Origin of the sequence: Streptococcus sp. CL6.35, from assembly GCF_049737915.1 — a bacterium.
GTDB lineage: Bacteria > Bacillota > Bacilli > Lactobacillales > Streptococcaceae > Streptococcus.
In genome coordinates, this window is record NZ_JBKOTU010000004.1 from 107,717 (window position 1) to 124,815 (window position 17,099).

The 17,099-nt window shown below is 41.6% G+C and carries 18 protein-coding genes and 1 pseudogene; 4 read left to right on the top strand and 15 right to left on the bottom strand.

Translation table 11 applies throughout. The features are described from left to right. Positions 1 to 18: 18 nt before the first annotated feature. From alr to nrdR, 13 genes are all read right to left on the bottom strand, one after another. The gene (alr, locus tag ACLNCP_RS06315) at positions 19 to 1,122 is read right to left on the bottom strand and encodes an alanine racemase (RefSeq protein ID WP_424844199.1); all 1,104 of its coding nucleotides are present in this window, start codon (positions 1,120 to 1,122) and stop codon (positions 19 to 21) included. Beyond that, complete coding sequence (gene acpS / locus ACLNCP_RS06320; protein ID WP_084924118.1) at positions 1,112 to 1,474, bottom strand: holo-ACP synthase; 363 nt, start codon at positions 1,472 to 1,474, stop codon at positions 1,112 to 1,114. Before acpS ends, alr begins: the two co-directional genes overlap by 11 nt. Positions 1,475 to 1,518: 44 nt before the next feature. Next, positions 1,519 to 2,550 carry a 3-deoxy-7-phosphoheptulonate synthase gene (locus tag ACLNCP_RS06325; protein ID WP_000864042.1) on the bottom strand — a complete coding sequence of 344 codons (1,032 nt, stop codon included), beginning with the start codon at positions 2,548 to 2,550 and terminating at the stop codon, positions 1,519 to 1,521. Position 2,551: 1 nt separating this feature from the next. Further along, complete coding sequence (locus ACLNCP_RS06330; protein WP_424844200.1) at positions 2,552 to 3,583, bottom strand: 3-deoxy-7-phosphoheptulonate synthase; 1,032 nt, start codon at positions 3,581 to 3,583, stop codon at positions 2,552 to 2,554. A gap of 80 nt (positions 3,584 to 3,663) precedes the next feature. Beyond that, complete coding sequence (gene secA / locus ACLNCP_RS06335) at positions 3,664 to 6,177, bottom strand: preprotein translocase subunit SecA (protein ID WP_261146792.1); 2,514 nt, start codon at positions 6,175 to 6,177, stop codon at positions 3,664 to 3,666. Positions 6,178 to 6,322: 145 nt separating this feature from the next. Beyond that, complete coding sequence (locus ACLNCP_RS06340; protein WP_203213447.1) at positions 6,323 to 6,610, bottom strand: hypothetical protein; 288 nt, start codon at positions 6,608 to 6,610, stop codon at positions 6,323 to 6,325. A gap of 33 nt (positions 6,611 to 6,643) precedes the next feature. After that, a complete protein-coding gene (locus tag ACLNCP_RS06345) occupies positions 6,644 to 6,991 on the bottom strand; it encodes a hypothetical protein (RefSeq protein WP_238393768.1) in 348 nt (115 codons plus the stop codon). A gap of 65 nt (positions 6,992 to 7,056) precedes the next feature. Next, a complete protein-coding gene (locus ACLNCP_RS06350) occupies positions 7,057 to 7,392 on the bottom strand; it encodes a hypothetical protein (protein ID WP_424844218.1) in 336 nt (111 codons plus the stop codon). Positions 7,393 to 7,475: 83 nt separating this feature from the next. Beyond that, positions 7,476 to 8,786 (bottom strand): ribosome biogenesis GTPase Der, encoded by a 1,311-nt coding sequence (gene der / locus ACLNCP_RS06355; RefSeq protein WP_001207696.1) that lies wholly within the window; start codon positions 8,784 to 8,786, stop codon positions 7,476 to 7,478. 13 nt (positions 8,787 to 8,799) lie between these two features. After that, positions 8,800 to 9,513, bottom strand: coding sequence for an NADPH-dependent oxidoreductase (locus ACLNCP_RS06360; RefSeq protein WP_033684854.1), 714 nt, complete (start codon positions 9,511 to 9,513; stop codon positions 8,800 to 8,802). Beyond that, entirely contained in the window at positions 9,510 to 10,406 is an 897-nt protein-coding gene (gene dnaI / locus ACLNCP_RS06365) for a primosomal protein DnaI (protein ID WP_424844201.1), read from the bottom strand. The genes ACLNCP_RS06360 and dnaI overlap by 4 nt, the downstream gene beginning before the upstream one ends. Further along, on the bottom strand, positions 10,407 to 11,576 hold the full coding sequence (locus ACLNCP_RS06370) for a replication initiation and membrane attachment family protein (protein WP_049544580.1): 1,170 nt from the start codon (positions 11,574 to 11,576) through the stop codon (positions 10,407 to 10,409). Continuing rightward, entirely contained in the window at positions 11,577 to 12,050 is a 474-nt protein-coding gene (gene nrdR / locus ACLNCP_RS06375) for a transcriptional regulator NrdR (RefSeq protein ID WP_001203672.1), read from the bottom strand. 139 nt (positions 12,051 to 12,189) lie between these two features. On the opposite strand from nrdR, the gene ACLNCP_RS06380 reads away from it, so the two are divergent. From ACLNCP_RS06380 to gggC, 4 genes and pseudogenes are all read left to right on the top strand, one after another. Beyond that, the gene (locus tag ACLNCP_RS06380) at positions 12,190 to 12,555 is read left to right on the top strand and encodes a GntR family transcriptional regulator (protein WP_000119149.1); all 366 of its coding nucleotides are present in this window, start codon (positions 12,190 to 12,192) and stop codon (positions 12,553 to 12,555) included. Positions 12,556 to 12,559: 4 nt separating this feature from the next. Further along, positions 12,560 to 13,255 carry an ABC transporter ATP-binding protein gene (locus tag ACLNCP_RS06385; protein WP_000054197.1) on the top strand — a complete coding sequence of 232 codons (696 nt, stop codon included), beginning with the start codon at positions 12,560 to 12,562 and terminating at the stop codon, positions 13,253 to 13,255. Positions 13,256 to 13,270: 15 nt separating this feature from the next. Then, positions 13,271 to 14,038, top strand: a complete 768-nt coding sequence (locus tag ACLNCP_RS06390) for a hypothetical protein (protein WP_424844202.1) — start codon at positions 13,271 to 13,273, stop codon at positions 14,036 to 14,038. A 139-nt stretch (positions 14,039 to 14,177) separates the two neighbouring features. Beyond that, positions 14,178 to 15,725: pseudogene (gggC, locus tag ACLNCP_RS06395) on the top strand (streptosactin export ABC transporter GggC). Positions 15,726 to 15,776: 51 nt separating this feature from the next. Here the strand turns inward: gggC and ACLNCP_RS06400 are convergent. Further along, entirely contained in the window at positions 15,777 to 16,472 is a 696-nt protein-coding gene (locus ACLNCP_RS06400) for an LrgB family protein (RefSeq protein ID WP_001288952.1), read from the bottom strand. Beyond that, on the bottom strand, positions 16,469 to 16,843 hold the full coding sequence (locus tag ACLNCP_RS06405) for a CidA/LrgA family protein (RefSeq protein ID WP_000781325.1): 375 nt from the start codon (positions 16,841 to 16,843) through the stop codon (positions 16,469 to 16,471). The genes ACLNCP_RS06400 and ACLNCP_RS06405 overlap by 4 nt, the downstream gene beginning before the upstream one ends. Positions 16,844 to 17,099 lie beyond the last annotated feature (256 nt).

The following is a 17,099-nucleotide window of genomic DNA, read 5'->3' on the forward strand; positions in this document are numbered from 1 at the left end:
GCTCCACTCCTTTCTTTTCTAATAATATTCTCTCGGAATGCGGTCGCTGAGAAGACAAACCACTTCATAGTTAATAGTTCCACGGTAGGTCGCTACCTGAGTTGCTGTGATTTCCTTGTCCCCGTTAGAACCAATCAAGGTCACCTTTGTTCCGAGCGGATAAAGCTTAGGCAAACGAATGGTGATTTGGTCCATCGAAACCCTGCCGACGATTGGACAAGCTTGGCCATCTACCAAGACAGAAAAATTCTGCATGTCACGTGTCCAACCATCCGCATAACCAATTGGTACCGTCGCGATGACTTGCTCGCTATCCGCCTGATAGGTCGCCCCATAGCCCATGCAAGCTCCGGCTGGCACTGTCTTGACATGGACCAGGGCAGATTCCAAGGTCAAGGCTGGTGTCAGGTCATAAGGCAGGTCCAAAACCTCTCCACTTGGATTCAGGCCATACATGGCGTCTCCCATACGCACTGCATTAAAAATAGTCTCTGCATGCCAGAGGGTCGTTGCCGAATTGCTAGCATGGATCAGCTCTGGGACTTCCTTCATACTGGCCAAAATAGTTTTAAACCGTTCTAACTGGGCATTAAAGTAGTCATCTGATTTCTCGTCTGCAGTAGCAAAGTGGGTAAAAATCCCTTCAACACGAGCACCATGTTGTTGGAGCAAGTCTTGAGCCTGATCAGCCTCACTGGCCTCTCTAAATCCAATCCGTCCCATCCCTGAGTCAATCTTGAGGTGGACTGTCAAACCAGCTAAATCAGCTTCCTTATCTAACAGTGCTTGAATCCACTCCAGCCCAGCCACTGTCAAGATGATGTCGTATTCTTTAGCTAGAGCAACAGCTTCGATTTCAGAAACTCCTAAAATAAGGATTTTCTTGCTAAGCCCAGCCTGTCTGAGTTCAATAGCTTCATCAATATTCGAAACGCAAAAACCATCAACATCATCTTGAATCGCCGTCGCAACGGCAACAGCCCCATGCCCATAAGCATTGGCCTTGACAACTGCAAATTTGAGCGTTCCTTCAGGGATATGAGACTCCATTTGTTGAATGTTTTGTCGAATAGCTCCCAGATGAATCAGAGCCTTGGTTGGTCTATGTGGACTAGCTTTCATGATTTTCCTCCAAAATGACACTGGCTGTCACAAACTGATCTGTATGGCTGATAGAGAGCCAAATCTTTCCTGAAAACGGTGACTGACTAAAATAAGGCGCCCCGCGTTCATTGTTCAAGACTTCCAAATCTTGAAAACCGAGCTTGCCAATACCCGTTCCCATAGCCTTGGAAAAGGCCTCCTTAGCCGACCACCGACCAGCCAAATATTCCATTTGTCTGCGCCCTTTGAGACTGGTGAAGCGTTCCATTTCCTTAGCGGTCAGCACGCGCTTGGCAAATCCTTCATGTCGTGTAACTGCTCTTTCTATCGAAGCTAATTCCTCGATATCAATTCCGTGTCCAACTATCATTCTCATCAAAAGGAGTTGAGATTCCCCAACTCCATCCTTTTCACTTATTTTGTCAAGGTAGCATAAATCTCTTCTACCAAGGCCTCTGTATTTTCCCAACCCAAGCAAGGGTCGGTAATAGAACAACCAAAGACCTCTGGTTGGTTTTGACGACCATCTGCTAGGTAGGATTCAATCATAAAGCCTCGAACTGTCTTTTTGATTTTCTCATTCCAATCACGATTTTGCAATGTCTGGCGAACAATTCGAATCTGCTCCATATATTGCTTGCCTGAGTTATCATGGTTGGTGTCGATGAGGATAAAAGGATTTTCAAGTCCCATTGTCTCATAACGTTCAATGGCATTTAGTAGGGTTTCATAGTAAAAGTTAGGCTCATTTTTCCCATATTCATTGACTGCGCCACGAAGGATGACGTGAGCCAAGGGATTACCTGAAGTCTCAACTTCTTGGCCATGGAAGAGGAAGGTTTGTTTGTTTTGAGCAGCATAAATACCGTTAAACATAACCCCAAGATTTCCTGAGGTTGGATTTTTCATCCCTACTGGTGCATCAATTCCTGAAGCCACAAAGCGGTGCTCTTGGTCTTCCACAGAACGAGCCCCCACAGCATGGTAGCTGACCAAATCATCTACCAAAACCAGATTTGACGGATAAAGCATCTCGTCAGCCGTTGTCAAACCTGTCTCTGTAATGACGCGGTAGTGCAACTGGCGCACAGCCTGCAAACCGTTAATCAGGCTTGGAGCCTTAGAGGTATCTGGTTGGTGAACCAAACCTTTATAGCCGTCTCCGTTGGTGCGAGGTTTAGCTGTATAAACACGCATAACCATGAAAATCTTGTCCGCCACCTTCTTTTGCAAAGCTGATAAACGGCGAGCATATTCCAAGACAGCCTCTTCATTGTCAGAAGAGCAAGGACCAATCACCAAAAGGATCCGATCATCTTCTCCTGAAATGATGTCTGCCAATTCTCTATCACGACGCTCCTTTAGTCGCAAGGCTTCCGCAGACAATTGAGTTTCTGCCTTGATTGCTTCAATATCGATTTCTTGACCTTTTTCAATAAATGCCATCTTATTCTCCTAGCGTTTGGTAGATTTCTCTGACAAGGACTTCCGTATTCTCCCAGCCAAGGCAAGGGTCCGTGATAGACTTGCCAAATACTTCCGGTTCGTTTTGACGGCCGTCTTCTAGATAAGACTCAATCATAAAGCCACGAACATACTGCTTAATTTTTTCATTCCAATCACGGTTAATCAAGGTCTGGCGGACAATTCGAATCTGGTCCATATATTGCTTACCAGAGTTGTCATGATTGGTATCCACAATGATAAAAGGATTTTCCAAGCCCATTTTCTCATACTGGGCAATGGTATTCATCAAATTATCATAGTAGTAGTTGGGAATATTCTTACCATACTCATTGGTCGCTCCACGAAGAATGGCATGGGAAAGCGGGTTCCCAGTTGTTTCCACTTCTTTTCCTAGGAAAAGGAAACTTTGTTTGTTTTGAGCAGCATAAATCCCATTAAACATGACATTGAGATTTCCAGAGGTTGGATTTTTAAAACCAGTCGCGAAATCTGCCCCACTTGCCACAAAGCGGTGTTGCTGGTCTTCAACCGAACGTGCACCAACTGCCATGTAAGAAATCAAATCATCTACTAGCGGAAGATTTTCAGGATAAAGCATTTCATCAGCTGTCGTCATACCTGTTTCCGTGATGACACGATAATGAAGATGGCGAACGGCTTTGATTCCGTTGATGAGGCTAGGGGCTTCTGTCGCATTAGGCTGGTGAATCAAGCCCTTATAGCCATCTCCGTTGGTACGAGGTTTGGCAGTATAAACACGCATAACCATAAAGATACGGTCTGCCACTTCTTCTTGTAGGACTGCCAAACGCTTAGCGTACTCAAGAACAGCTTCTTCATTGTCAGATGAGCATGGTCCGATTACCAAGAGAATCCGTTGGTCTTCTCCACGTATAATGGCTTCTAGCTCTTGATCGCGCTGAGATTTTCTCTCCAAAGCTTGGCCTTCTAATTTTGATAAGGCACGAACTTCTTCAATATTAATTTTAGGACTTTTTGCTGTAAATACCATAACTCATCTCCTTATAAATCAAACGGATACCAAGTAAAAATTTACTTTTCACAAGGTATCCGCCTCTAAACTATCTCATTTTATTGTCTTTTACCGTGACAGTTTTTAAACTTCTTACCAGAACCACATGGGCAAAGTTCATTCCGTCCAATCTGGCTCAAATCCAAATTTTCTGGTATATTTGCTTGGTGGGCAGCGATATTGCGAGTCGCTGTTGTACTGATATGGTGTTCTGCTTGTGGTCTTTCTTGTTCATGAATTTGTGCTTTCATCATCAAGCGTGTCACATCAAACTCAATCGAACCAATCATGTCATTAAACATACGGAAACCTTCTGCCTGATACTCAACAACAGGGTTGTTCTGAGCATAGCCACGAAGTCCAACTGCGTTACGCAATTGATCAAGGGCGTCGATATGATCTGTCCACTTGTTATCTACCACTCGTAGAATCAAGACTTTTTGGAATTCTTTAACTGCTTCTTCATCACGTAGTTTTGAAACCTGACTATCGTAAACCTTCAAGGCACGTTGGAAGAGTTCTTCCTTGATGGCTTTATCAGACAAGCCTGACAAATCTTCCATCGTAATAGAATCTTCTGGAAGCAAGTTGTACTTAGCAAAGTTCAAAATTGCTTCTAGTTTTTCATCTTGTTTGGCACGCGCATGACCATCAACGACACGACCAATCGTGCGTTTGATCATAGCCTGAATTTCAGGTGCCAAGTCACGATCTGCAGTGATAACGTCGTAACGTTGAGCGTAGATAATCTCACGTTGTTCACGCATGACATCGTCGTATTGAAGGACTTGTTTACGGGTATCGTAGTTATTTCCTTCAACACGTTTTTGTGCTGCTTCAACCTGACGCGTCAACATACGAGACTCAATCGCCTCTTCAGACATATTCAAGCGTTCAAAGATTCCCTTCAAGCGTTCAGAACCAAAACGTTTCATCAAATCATCTTCAAGAGATAGGTAGAATTGTGACTCACCTGGGTCTCCTTGACGACCTGAACGTCCACGAAGCTGGTTATCGATACGACGGCTTTCATGACGTTCTGTACCAATCACACAAAGTCCACCCAATTCGCGAACTCCTTCACCAAGCTTGATGTCGGTACCACGACCGGCCATGTTAGTCGCAATGGTAACAGCACCACGTTGACCAGCATTCATGATGATTTGGGCTTCTTTATAGTGGTTTTTGGCATTCAAGACCTCGTGAGGAACACCAGCTGCGACCAATTTCTTAGAAATGTAGTCACTAGTTTCAACCGCTACTGTACCAACCAAGACAGGCTGACCTTTTTGGTAACGAGCCTTAACATCTTCAACAACCGCCTTAAACTTAGCCTCGATACTTGCATAAAGAAGGTCTGAGTGGTCAATACGTTGAACAGGACGGTTTGTTGGGATTGGAATAACACGAATGTTGTAAATTTCACGGAATTCTTCTTCCTCGGTCTTACCTGTACCCGTCATTCCAGACAATTTTTTGTACATACGGAAAAGGTTTTGGTAAGTGATTGAGGCAGATGTCTTAGTTTCATCCTGGATTGGCACACCTTCTTTGGCTTCAATGGCTTGGTGCAATCCATCAGAATAACGACGACCTTCCATGGTACGACCTGTAAATTGGTCAACGATCAAGATTTCTTGTTCTTCGCTCACCACATAATCAATATCGAGAAGCATGATATAGTTAGCACGAAGGGCGTTATCGATAAAGTGAGTCAGAGCTACGTTTTCGATGTCATAGAGATTGTCAAGTTTGAAATAGCTTTCAGCCTTGTCAATCCCTGAATCAGACAAACCAATAGTTTTAGACTGTACATCGATGATGTAGTCGTCTTTGTCCAAAGATTTTACATAGTGGTCTGCCATGTGGTAGAGCTGACTGGTTTCAACTGCATTAGCACCTGATACGATCAAAGGTGTACGGGCCTCATCAATCAAGATTGAGTCAACCTCATCGACCAAGGCATAGTTAAGCGGACGTTGTACCATGTTTTCAGCGCGAACGACCATGTTATCACGAAGGTAGTCAAATCCGATTTCTGAGTTGGTTGAGTAGGTAATATCACACTCATAGGCTTCTTTTTTCTCCATTGGGGATTTGGCAGCCAAGTTAATCCCTACTGACAAACCAAGCCATGAGTACAATTCACCCATCTCAGTCGCATCACGTTCGGATAGGTACTCATTGACCGTAACTACGTGAACTCCTTTGCCTGAAAGGGCATTGAGGTATACGGGCATGGTCGCAGTCAAGGTTTTCCCTTCCCCTGTACGCATTTCTGGCACGTCACCATGGTGAAGAACGATTCCACCCATGACCTGAACCTTATATGGGAAGAGACCTAGGACACGTTTGGCACCCTCACGGACAACCGCAAAAGCTTCATAAAGTAATGAATCCAGTGATTCTCCATTTTGATAACGTTCTTTAAATTCAACTGTTTTTGCTTTTAGTTGGTCATCTGTCAAAGCAGCCATTTGGTCTTCGTATTTGAAAACCTTGTCGGCCATCTTTTCCAGACGACGGATTTCTCCTTTATCATTTTCGATAATTGTTTTTAAAATATTAGCCATGTTTTTCCTTACTTTAAATTCCGAATATTTTAGAATGTTCTTTTAATTTTAGCACAATTACTGATTATTTTCAAGGAAGAATCCCCATTTTGAAAAGGAAAAAGAGGCTAGTTTCCAAGCTAACCTCTCTGAATTTTATGACTGTTTAATTGCCAAAAATCGGCAAAAGAGCAAATAGGATAAATAGATTAATCCAAAGGGAAAGACAGCAGATAAGTCCAAAAACAAAGAGACTGACTTTCTTGGATAACAAGGCCATCAAAATGGACAGAATGCCAAAAACTAGTAAAACTTTCTGCATGATGAAGAGATTGATAGATATTCCCAGAACTGGTTTATCCCAAGGAAGAAAGAAGAAAGCAAGCCAGATTAGCAGAACTAAACCAATATAGACCTTGGAATAGCGTGTAATAAATGATTTTAGATGTGCCATAAGCTACCTCCTATCAATAAAAACCGATATAAATCAATGCCTTTCGCCTTTAGATTGTCCTAGTTCCCGTCTCAAGCGAAACATTTTTTTGAAAAAGATATAATCTAACCAGTCACTGCCTAGAGATATGACTATCAAAATCAACCCAACACCCCAAGTACTAGCATCTGAATCATGGCTCAGAACAAAAGGGAAAAATAAGAATGAAAAAATTGTCATATCCAAGCTAAACAGAGCTAAAAGGGAAATATAAATCCAGTAAAAATAGTAGAAGATGGGGAAAATTTTACTGTTTCTGTCAGCATTGTCTATCCAATAGAAAAAATAAAAACAAGGAAATAAGAGTATCAAATGAAACCAATTAAAGGACAGTTTCATCATCGACACCTCCTCTTTAAAATTGTTTTCTTTAGTTTCGTTCTATTAAATGTTATTACCAATATAAATCAATGCCTTCCACCCTTAGACTTTCCTAACTCCTTTCTTAGTCTAAGCATTTTTTTGAAACAGGAATAAGTTAACCAATTCAGACCAATAGCTAGCAGAATAAAAAGAAACCAAATGCCCCAAGACTTGATGTCTGCCACATTTCTCAATAGGATATTGAAAAACAAGACTGAAAAAACTGTCCAAGCAAGGCTAAAAAGAGCATAGAGGGTGATGTAAATCCAGTAAAAATAGTAAAAAATTGGGAAAAATTTACTATCTCTGTTGGCCTTTTCAATCCAGCTGAAAAAGTAAAAACAGGGTAATAAGATTAACAATTTAAACAAATGTTCCATCATCAACACCTCTTTTTGATAGCGCTTTCTTCAACTTCATTTTATCAAAAAAATCTGGAAATGTCATTCCAGATTCTACTTTTTTATTTGCGTTTTCTTGCGATGAGATGAATCGGTGTTCCTTCAAAGACAAAGGCCTTGCGGATTTGATTTTCCAAGAAACGCAGGTAAGAAAAGTGCATGAGTTCTTCTTCGTTGACAAAGATAACAAAGGTTGGTGGTTTGGTTGCCACTTGAGTCGCATAGAAAATCTTAAGTCGTTTTCCTTTGTCTGTCGGTGTTGGGTTGATGGCAATGGCATCCATGATAACATCGTTCAAGACAGCTGATGGAATACGTGTATTTTGACTTTCACTGATTTGCTTAATCATCTCAGGAAGTTTGTGGAGACGTTGCTTGGTCAAAGCGGATACAAAGATAATCGGTGCGTAAGGCAGGTATTGGAACTGCTCACGAATATCTTCTTCCCAGTTTTTCATAGTGTGGTTGTCTTTTTCAAGTGTATCCCACTTGTTGACCACGATAATCATCCCTTTACCAGCTTCATGGGCAAATCCTGCAATACGCTTATCGTATTCACGAATACCTTCTTCCGCATTGATGACCATTAAGACCACATCTGAACGGTCAATAGCACGCATGGCACGCATGACAGAATATTTCTCGGTATTTTCATAAACCTTACCAGACTTACGCATACCAGCCGTATCAATCATGGTAAATTCTTGACCATCTGTATCTGTAAAGTGGGTATCAATAGCATCACGTGTTGTTCCAGCAACAGGACTAGCAATAACACGGTCTTCTCCCAAAATAGCGTTAATCAAGCTTGATTTTCCGACGTTAGGACGACCAATCAAGCTAAACTTAATGACATCTGGGTTTTCTTCTTCATATTCATTTGGAAGATTTTCCACAATAGCATCTAGCACATCCCCTGTACCGATACCATGGACAGATGAGATAGGCAATGGTTCACCCAAACCGAGGGCATAGAAATCATAGATATCATTTCGCATCTCAGGGTTGTCCACCTTGTTAACTGCGAGGATAACTGGTTTGTGGGTCTTATAAAGCTTACGGGCTACGTACTCGTCCGCATCGGTAATCCCTTCCTTACCAGACACGACAAAAACGATAACATCTGCTTCTTCCATGGCAATTTCTGCCTGGTGCTTGATTTGTTCCATGAACGGAGCATCGACATCATCGATTCCTCCTGTATCAATCATGCTAAAAGAACGATTGAGCCACTCACCCGTCGCATAGATACGATCACGTGTCACTCCTTCGACATCTTCTACAATGGAGATTCGCTCACCAGCGATCCGATTAAATAGGGTTGATTTCCCAACATTGGGACGTCCTACAATGGCAATAGTTGGTAGGGCCATAATTTCTCACTTTCTACAATAACTTCTTCTGTTCAAGATTTTTTCTAGTTGAGCTTGGTTCAGCTTGACCAAACTGTTCTGCTAAGCGCTGACTCCAACTTGTGGTCGCACGCGCCCCAGCATAGTCAGCCTGTACACGGTCGTAAGCCTCAATCACATCAACTGTTTGTTCCTGATATTCTTCCTCAAATACTACTTGATTCAATGGCAAGCGAGGTTTGACTTCATGTTCTTCATTTGGAAGACCTAGTGCCATCCCAAAAACAGGATAAGTATAGTCAGGCAAATTAAAGAGTTCTGATACTTCTTCTGACTTGTAACGCACCAAGCCAATGATGACACCGCCATAGCCCAAACTTTCAGCTGCCAACAGGGCATTTTGACCAGCAAGGGCCGCATCGACCGAACTAATCAAGAGGCCTTCCACACCTTGAGGTTGGAAGGTGTCAGTATGAAGTTGAGCTCCCTTTTCAGCTCGGTTCAAATCTCCGACAAAGAGAAGGAAAACAGCAGATTGGCGAATGGCTTCTTGAGGCACCAATTCATACAAGGCATCTTTCTTTTCTTGACTTCGTACCACAATCACAGAGTAGGATTGAAAATTCTTCCAAGACGAGGCCATTTGCGCTGCTGTCAGGATTTCAGTCAAGTCTTCCTGAGGGATAACTTGCTCCTTAAATCTTCGAACAGATTTATGAGCTTTCATCAGTTTAATCGTTTCTGTCATCGGCGGTTCACTCCTTCTAAACGAGTCTCCTCAGCCAAATAACGGATGCGTTCCATGACCCGTCTGGCTTCCCAGGTTTCGTCATTTCCATGCTTCCCTTTAGCGAAATGCAGCTCCAAGTCTTCAAAGTTGAAGTTGGATGTGAAAAAGGTCGGTAAATTTTCCTGCATTCGATATTGGAGAATGACTTGCAGGATTTCATCCCGCACCCAAGCTGTTGATTGCTCGGCACCAATATCATCTAAAATCAGGACTTCAGAAAGCTTAATCTCATCCACCAAGGTCTTGACATTGCCATCACTAATGGCATTTTTGGCATCAATGACAAAGCTAGGATAGTGGAGAAGGGTTGATGAAACACCACGTTTTTCTGATAAATCATGGGCTAAGGCAGCCACCATGAAACTTTTACCCACACCAAAGTCTCCATATAGGTAAAGACCTTTTCGAATAGCTGGATATTGCTCTACGAAGGCTAATAACTTTTCAAAAACTGGCAAGCGCCCCAAATCATCCAAGTCTACTTGAGCTAAACTAGCTTTTTTGAGACTGGCTGGCAGATTGATTAACTTGAGACGATTCTTAATAGCCGCTTCTTTTTCCGCTGCGATTAGGTCAGGAGTTTCTTCATAAGAAACATCTGCATAGCCGTGGTTCATGACCAAAATCGGCTTGTAGCCTTTGGCAATATAATCCGTATCCCCACGGAGAAACTTGTCACGCTCGGTGATGTACTGATTAAATTTGGAGATACTGCGATTCAATTCCTCTGGAGTCAGGGATTCTTGCTGGATAAAGGTCGCAACATCAGGGTCCTTCATGATTTTCTGGACCAAATCTTGATAATGAAAACGGCTAGGTTGACGTTTGAGTACGTCTCCGACACTTTCCATCTAATCTCCTCCTTTTTCTAATCGAGCTAATAATTCTTGTTTCTTACGTTCTAGTTCCAGACGAGTTTCCTCGCTGGTTTCATTTTTATAATCTGGATTACTCCACTTGGGCACATTGGACTTGGCAGGACTGGGTTTACTACTTTTTTGAGCCTGATTCTTCTGCCCTCTCTCACGGATTCGCAAGACTGCCTCCTCTGCCGAATGAATTTTTTGATAGGCATAGTCATTGGCTACCTTCATGGCATATTTCTCATTGATATTTGCCGAATCCACCTTATTAAAGGTCAATAAGAGAATGATATTGATGACTTCGTCCAGCAAGCCCAAGCCAGCCATCTGTTGCAAGAGGTCTCTTTCTGTTTGGGTAATGGTCCCCTTGCGTGTTTGCTTGATTTCTGCTAAGAACTGCAGGGCAGTCTTACTTTTAGCTTCTTTGATAATGGTTGCTTCCTTAGGACTAAAATCAGAGGAAACAGGTTTTTGAGCGATTTTTTCCCGCATTCGTTTGGTTGAAATAACCTGAGAAAGAGCTGTTGACTTGGCCAATTGATAGGTTTCAAACCAAGTCCATTTCTTCTCCTCGGCAATGGCAAAGAGGTTTAAGACATCGGACTGCTCATACGCAAAACGAAGCCCATCTCGAGCCATAAGCTGACGAAAATGGTCCAAGTCAAAATCGTTGGCCACTTTCTTCTTGAGACCAAGGTCTTCTTGATTTCCTAGTTCTGCCAAATCTGGAAAGACTTGATTGAGTGAGACAGGTATTTCTTCACCATCAACACTTTCAACTTTCAAATCCTCCACAGCTGCATCACCAATCTTTTTCTCTAAAAGTCTGCGATAAACAGGATGTTCCAAGAAGTCCTGACTAGATAGAGGAGCATGGAGGGCTAGCTGATAAACATCCCCCTTTTGATAGAGGGTCAAGAGATTGAAAGCAGATAGGATTTTCAGGGATTTTATCAGTCTATCCATCCCAAAGTTGAGATGGTTAAGAATGCTTGAAAAAAGATATTCCTTTCTACCATTATCCCAAAAACTAATTGTATAAAGATAAAGGCTCAGTGCCTCCTGACCGATAATCGGGAGGTAGCACTGTACCAGAGATGAGGTATCTTGCGACACCCGATTATTCTTTAGATAAGAAAAACGGTCAATTGGCTTCATTTATCTTTCCTTTTTCTTTTTAGAGGACTGAGTGATTTGTTGGAGCAAGCTCTCTAGCTCACTCACATCCTTAAAACTACGATAGACACTGGCAAAACGTACATAAGTAATCTCATCCAACTCAGCCAACTCCTCCATGACGAGTGAACCAATGTCCTCACTTTGAATTTCATTTTCATTTCGACCACGGAGTTTCTGTTCGATACGATTGACTACCATGTTGATTTCATCACTTGACACAGGACGTTTCTGGGCTGAGCGGATAATTCCATTAAAGATTTTATCTCTAGAGAATTGTTCCCGTGTGCCATCTTTTTTAACAACCACTAAGGTTCTTTCTTCTACTCGTTCGTAGGTTGTAAAACGGTGTTGGCATTCATCGCACTCACGTCTTCTACGAATAGTGTTCCCTTCTTCTGCTTGGCGACTATCGATAACACTTGACTTGGTAGCCCCACATTTTGGACAACGCATCCTTTCCCTCCTTATCGTTTTCTTTTCATTATACCATTTTTTAAGCGATTCCCAAAACAATTCTTCTTTTTGCTTGACAAGTTTTTTGTTTCGTTGTATTATTTAATTAAGACAAAAGGATAAAAGAAAGGAGACCAAGATGTCCTGGACATTTGACAACAAAAAACCCATCTATTTACAGATTATGGAGAAAATCAAGCTTCAGATTGTTTCCCATACACTGGAACCCAATCAACAACTTCCAACCGTGCGAGAGCTGGCTAGCGAGGCTGGTGTCAATCCAAACACCATCCAAAGAGCCTTATCAGACCTTGAACGAGAAGGATTTGTCTACAGTAAGCGAACAACTGGACGATTTGTGACTGAGGATAAGGAGCTAATCGCCCAATCGCGCAAACAATTATCGGAAGAAGAATTGGAACACTTCGTTTCCTCCATGACCCATTTTGGCTATGAAAAAGAAGAACTACCAGGCGTAGTCGGCGATTATATTAAAGGAGTTTAAGCCTATGTCATTACTAGCATTTGAAAATGTATCCAAATCTTATGGAGCAACCCCAGCCCTTGAAAATGTTTCTCTTGACATCCCAGCTGGAAAAATTGTCGGTCTCCTCGGCCCAAACGGCTCAGGAAAAACAACCTTGATTAAACTCATCAATGGCCTCTTACAACCAGATCAAGGACGTGTCCTTATCAACGATATGGACCCAAGCCCAGCAACCAAGGCTATCGTAGCTTATTTGCCAGATACGACCTATCTCAATGAGCAAATGAAGGTCAAAGAAGCCCTAACCTACTTCAAGACCTTCTATAAAGATTTCAATCTTGAACGTGCCCATCATCTTCTTGCTGACCTCGGTATTGATGAAAATAGTCGTCTCAAGAAACTATCAAAAGGAAACAAGGAAAAGGTCCAACTGATTTTGGTTATGAGCCGTGATGCTCGTCTCTATGTTTTGGATGAACCCATTGGTGGGGTGGATCCAGCAGCCCGTGAGTATATCCTCAATACCATTATCAACAACTACTCCCCAACTTCTACCGTTTTGATTTCTACCCACTTAATTTCTGATATCGAGCCAATCTTAGATGAAATTGTCTTCCTCAAAGATGGAAAAGTCGTCCGTCAAGGAAATGTAGATGATATTCGCTATGAGTCTGGTGAATCCATTGACCAACTCTTCCGTCAGGAATTTAAGGCCTAAGCAAAGGAGATTATTATGTTTTGGAATTTAGTTCGCTACGAATTTAAAAATGTTAACAAGTGGTATTTAGCCCTTTACGTTGCCGTGCTAGTTCTTTCCGTTCCCATAGGAATGCAAGGACACTATTATAATTATGTATCTTTCAAAGATAGCCAACCTGTCTTACTTTTCTTTCTGGCTCTCGTCTTTGGTGGATTGATGATTACACTTGGGATTTCAACCATTTTCTTGATTATTAAACGATTCAAAGGTAGTGTCTATGACCGACAAGGCTATCTGACCTTGACCTTGCCAGTTTCTGAACACCATATCATCACAGCCAAATTAGTTGGAGCCTTCATTTGGTCTATCCTTAGCTCCACTGTACTAGCTCTAAGCGCTTTTATTATTGTTACCATAACGGTTCCAGAATGGATATCAAATTCTGAGTTGATTCCACTTGTAGGAACATTCCTTCCTCAACTCTCTCTTATGGGGGTATCCTTCCTACTAAATACCATCTCAGGAATCCTCTGCATCTACTTGGCTATTTCCATCGGACAACTGTTCAATGAATACCGTACCGCACTAGCCATTGTAGCTTATATCGGTATCCAAATCGTCATTGGATTTGTAGAAGTCTTCTTCAATACCAGTACGAACTTCTATGTCAATTCACTTGCAGGATTTAATGATAATTTCTATATGGGAGCAAGTACGAGTATTATTGAAGAACTCATATTCATAGCTATATTTTACCTCGGAACCTACTACATCTTGAGAAACAAGGTTAATTTGCAATAGTTTTAAAGTCTAGCGACAATAACTCGCTAGACTTTTTTCGTTCTCAGGACTTACATTTTTAATATGAAGTATTTAATAAAAAGGAGTATAATAACTTTAAAATTGATTACATGTATATCGATAAGGAGGGCAACTCTTTATGCTGAAAAGATTTGTTACTAAGAAGCACCTCATACTTTACTTCTTTTCTATTGCCATTACTTGGCTGGAAGCAATTATCACACCAGCCCTTGTTCAAAATATTGTTGCTAGTTTTACCAATCAAGAACTAGGCCTTCTTTGGAAAGTTTTGATTTTAGGAATCCTTGGTAATCTCATCCTCTTACTGGGTTTGGCTGGGAAACGTTATTACTACGCTCGTTTGATTACTGACTTCAAATATGGAATCAAGAGTGCTATTTTCAAGCGATTTTTAAACAGTTATGAGATTGATGAAAAAGATATCTTGTCCGACCTAGAAAACGACGTCAAGCAACTAGAAGAAAACTATATTGAGCCAACGATCATCATCATTTCTTCTCTGGGCTTTACCACTGTGTCCATTCTCTATGCCCTATGGACCAATTTTTACCTGGGCTTGATTTTCATCCTCTTCTACTCCTTTCCTGTACTCTGCAGTGCTATCGGATCAAAGCGTTTGGATTCACTTTCTGAAAAGCGGTCCACTGTTAACCAGAGCTACTTAGCAAGCTTGACAAATTTTATTGGTGGTAACCAACAAATTCGCCATTATCAGGGGCAAGACTACTTTTTTGCTCGCTATCAAAAGCAATTACAAACCAGTCTAGATACCGAAATTAACTATGAAAAGCAACGAACTTTAAACAGTCTCTTGATCAATAGCATCGATGCCTTTTGTTCTGTCACACCAATCGTCATCGGTGGCTTTATGACCTACTATAATTATTTAGATGCGGCGAGTTTTGTGGCCATCTATCTAGTTTCCCATAATATCGGCTATCAATTCCAAGAGTTGGCTTACTTTACCAACACCCGAAAAGCGACTCGAACTCTTCTCAACAAATACCAAAAACTTTTGGGTCAGTCTGACTCCATCTCGCCTAGAAGCATAGAAAACATTTTCCCTATCCAACTTAACAGCATCTCCCTAGAAAAAGATGGTAATATCCTCTTATCTCCGATTTCCATGCACATCAAGCAAGGAGAAAAAATTGCTATTATCGGGGAAAGTGGCTCTGGTAAAACAACCCTGCTCAATATCATTCATGGAGAAGAGACACCGACAAGTGGACAGATTCGCTTTGCTGGCCAGAACCTGTCATGTCAAGAAATCACAAGCTTTAGTTCCTATATCCTCCAAGATAGCCATTACTTTGACACGCTCTCTCTGGAAGACAATATCCTTCTGGGACTGGATAAAAATCCAGATACTTTAAATCATATCCTCAAAAAAACAGGATTAGAACATTTGAAAAATCGAACGCTCAGAAATGATAGTCTATCTGGTGGCGAGAAATAACGCCTAGAAATCGCTCGCGCCCTCTACCACGATAGCCAACTCATCTTAGCAGATGAGATTAAGGCCAATCTTGACTCGGAAAATAGCAGAAAAATTAGCGACTTGCTCTTCTCCCTACCTCAAACAGTCATTGAAGTCATTCACCACTACACAGAAGAGGACTTAAAACACTACGACCAAGTCATTCACTTAAGCAAAGAAAAGTAATAGTCTATAACATACGATTTAAAAAAGCAAGGAACTCAAATTCCTTGCTTTTTAACTCAATATCAAACTGGCTACTATAGGACTGACAAAGACATAGAGAATACCGGTGACACCGATAGCCAAACCACCCATGGCTCCTGCTACAGAACCATATCGGAAGGCTGTCCCTGTTCCGACGGCATGGCCTGTTCCACCAAGGGAAAGACCAACAGCTACTGGATCATCAATTTTCAACCACTTCAAAAGGGTTGGGCCGATGACACTGGTTAAAATCCCAGTCGCCACTACAACTACCAAGGTCACAGTAGTCAGACCTTGCAATTTTTCTGTAATTCCCACTGCCATGGCGGTTGTTACTGACTTAGGAAAAAGAGAAATGGCTAGGAAAAAGTCCATGCCAAAAATCTTAGCCACAAGGGCCGTGAAAGAGGTATTGACAACTACTGCTAAGAGACTACCAAAGAGAATACTCCGAGCATGGTGCTTCATCAGGTGAAAACTCTTATAAAGCGGAATCCCTAGAGCCACGGTCGATGGGACAATCAAGTTGTTCAGATAAACCCCACCTTGGTAGTAATCTTGGTAAGAAATACCCGTCACCTTTAGAAAGATGATAATGAAAACAGCTGACAAAAGCAAGGGCGTTGTCAATGGATGGGGAAAACGTCTGTAAATCAGCATTCCTACTAGATAAGCTAGGATTGATAGGGCAAGCCCAAACAGGGGATTGGAAACAAATTCACTCATTTGGCATCTCCTTTCTCATAATCTCCCTCAAACCGTCTCTTGATGAACTGAACCACCAAGGCAATGAGGATAATGTTGATAACAGCCGCAAAAAAGACAATCAAAACGATGGGCAAAAGATAGGGAGCAATCACATCAAACTTCTCCATGATTCCCACTGCTGGCGGTAAAAAGAGAATGGTCATATTGGCCAGCAAGAAATTCCCCACCATGTTGACATGTCTAGTTCTCAGCCACTTGAATTGTAGGGCTAGAAAGAGAATAATCAAACCGATAATACTGCCTGGAATGGGCAAATGAAAGAAACTAGAGATTCCCTCTCCGATTAGAGAAATCACAAAGAGAATCATTAATTGAACATATAATTTCATCCTATACTCCACGAAATAGACTTCTTGCATACCAGTTTACTCTTTTTTCAGAAAATTTCAAGGAAATGCACAAGGGATAATGAAAATTAGAAATGGAAAGGGGATACAAACAATTCTTGACTTGTGAAAACTGGCATGATTTAGGATAAAAGATTCCAGCGTCCTTCTTGCCAGCTCTTTTGAAAAGTAGTATAATTATTGCATGCGCAATCATCTTGTGATGCAGAGATTGTCCGTGAATGGACTTTCTTCTATT